The sequence below is a fragment of the Solilutibacter pythonis genome (assembly GCF_003697345.1).
Classification (GTDB): domain Bacteria; phylum Pseudomonadota; class Gammaproteobacteria; order Xanthomonadales; family Xanthomonadaceae; genus Solilutibacter; species Solilutibacter pythonis.
This window is the reverse complement of the sequence record NZ_RFLY01000050.1, coordinates 1-1,842: the sequence shown is the minus strand read 5'-3', so window position 1 is coordinate 1,842 and position 1,842 is coordinate 1. Positions and strand designations below refer to the sequence as shown.

Here is a 1,842-nt window from a genome sequence, read left to right as displayed (position 1 = left end):
CTGAGCCGAGCGCGGCGATTCTGGCGGCGCGGCAACAGAACGGGCGGTTGAGCTCGGCCGCGTTGGAGACGCGGATATTCCGCTACATCGACAGCCTGCAAAAGCTGGAAGACACCCATATCGACAACATCCAGAAGCAACTGGGGTTGGTGATTCCGCCAGCACAGGGCAGGGAGAACTTCCGCAGTGAATACTTCGATGACCTGACCGATGGCGGGCGTTTTCGGGTATCGGTGATGCATCCCACGGGCGAGGACACCACCTATGGCGTGAACATTTTCAACCACAATGCAGGCGCTACCTCGCCCGACATTCCATGCCGGTATACCTACCAGGCGTTCAGGGAGATGTTGCTGACGCGGGGCTTCGAGGATGGCGTATGGGTGGGGCACAAACTCAGGGCGGCTTTCAGAAAGCGTTTTGGTGACATCGGTCTAAGCGTGGGGCTATGGACTTACACCCACGAGAAGCCGGATGGCGGGAAAGAAAGCTGCGTGGCACAGGTGAGTATCAGCATGGGAGTACGTGTGGAATGAGCAAGAATTTGAGTCCCGAGGTGCAGGCCATCCTCCGCCGCACCCGCGAGCAAGGCGGCTTTGACCCGGGTCGGTACCAGGACATCGAGGCGGCGATCGCCAGTTCGCCCGATTTGCAGCGATACATGACCGACGCGGCCAAGTCGGGATTCCTGCGCCAGGTGACGTACTCGTCCGGCAGGCCGGGCGTGGCGGGGTTCTACGACAGAAAGGAGTCGGTCATTCATCTGTCACCTCGTGCATGGGGGGATAGTAATAAGAAACCCATTCAGCTCGACGTCCTGACCGGCGTATTGGGCCACGAGACCGGCCACGCCATCGTGCGCCGGGGCCGTGCGATCGCCACCGAGAGATTGGCGACGGATCTTTACAACGCCAGCCTCGACGAGCGTCCCGACCATACCGAGGCACTCGAGCGTTACATCGGCCACATGCGGCGGGACGAAGCCCTGGCCGAATCCTTCGGCTGGAACGCCGTGCATGGCCGTGTGAAACAGGAAATGGGGGGGGATTACAACCAACCTGCTTTCTTAATGCGTGTGGCGCCAAGTACGCATTGCGTTGATGAATTGCTGACTCCCACTCCTGGCCTGAAACTCTCCGCCGAAGGCCGCTTGGACTTGAACGAAAAATACCCGGATTACCAAACCAACGTCGAAGCCATGTCGCGCTGCCACTTCGACCGCGACGTGCAACCGGAGCCGGGGCTTCGCGGCATGGGGGTGGATTACAACTACCGCAACTACTACGGCGCCTGGGCGATCGGCGTGATGGCGAGCTATCGTCAGACCCTGGGGGCCAGCGACACCCTTCGCCTGGATATGGATCGCCTGGGCCTCGATCCCCGGCAGATCGAGCAAGCGGGCCTCGACCTGGGCGGGCGGGGCAACACCCTGCGCTACGAGAACCTGCGCGGCGAACGCATCGTCGGCAGCGGCACGCTCAGCGACCTGGGCATCCGCACCGGCGACCAAAGCCCGCGCGAGGCGTTGGCGCAGGCGTTGTCCGCCCCCAGCGAACCAGCGGGACGCGGCCTGTCCCACACGTCACACCCGCAGCACGCCCTGTACCGCGCCTTGAAGGCCGAATTGCCGGCCGAGACCTCGGAAGACCGTCTGACGCAAATCACGGCGCAGTCCCACATCAACGGCGTCAACACGCACAACCTGTGGGGGCTGGTGGTGACGAAGGACGAAGTACACGTGCTGGGCGACGTGCCGGGGATGCGCGCGGACATCAGCCTGCGCGAGGCGCCGCCCAGCCAGCAAGAAAGCCAGCAGCAGTTGGAAGCGCACGCCCTGCAACA

At 62.8% G+C, this 1,842-nt stretch carries 2 protein-coding genes; both read left to right on the top strand.

Annotated features, from left to right (window positions below; translation table 11 throughout):
* The coding region (locus EBB59_RS13975; protein WP_158601817.1) for a hypothetical protein at positions 1-536 on the top strand (536 nt) is incomplete at its 5' end.
* Positions 533-1,842 (top strand): hypothetical protein (locus tag EBB59_RS13200; protein ID WP_147455624.1); only part of this gene is annotated, 1,310 nt, incomplete at its 3' end. The genes EBB59_RS13975 and EBB59_RS13200, both read left to right, overlap by 4 nt.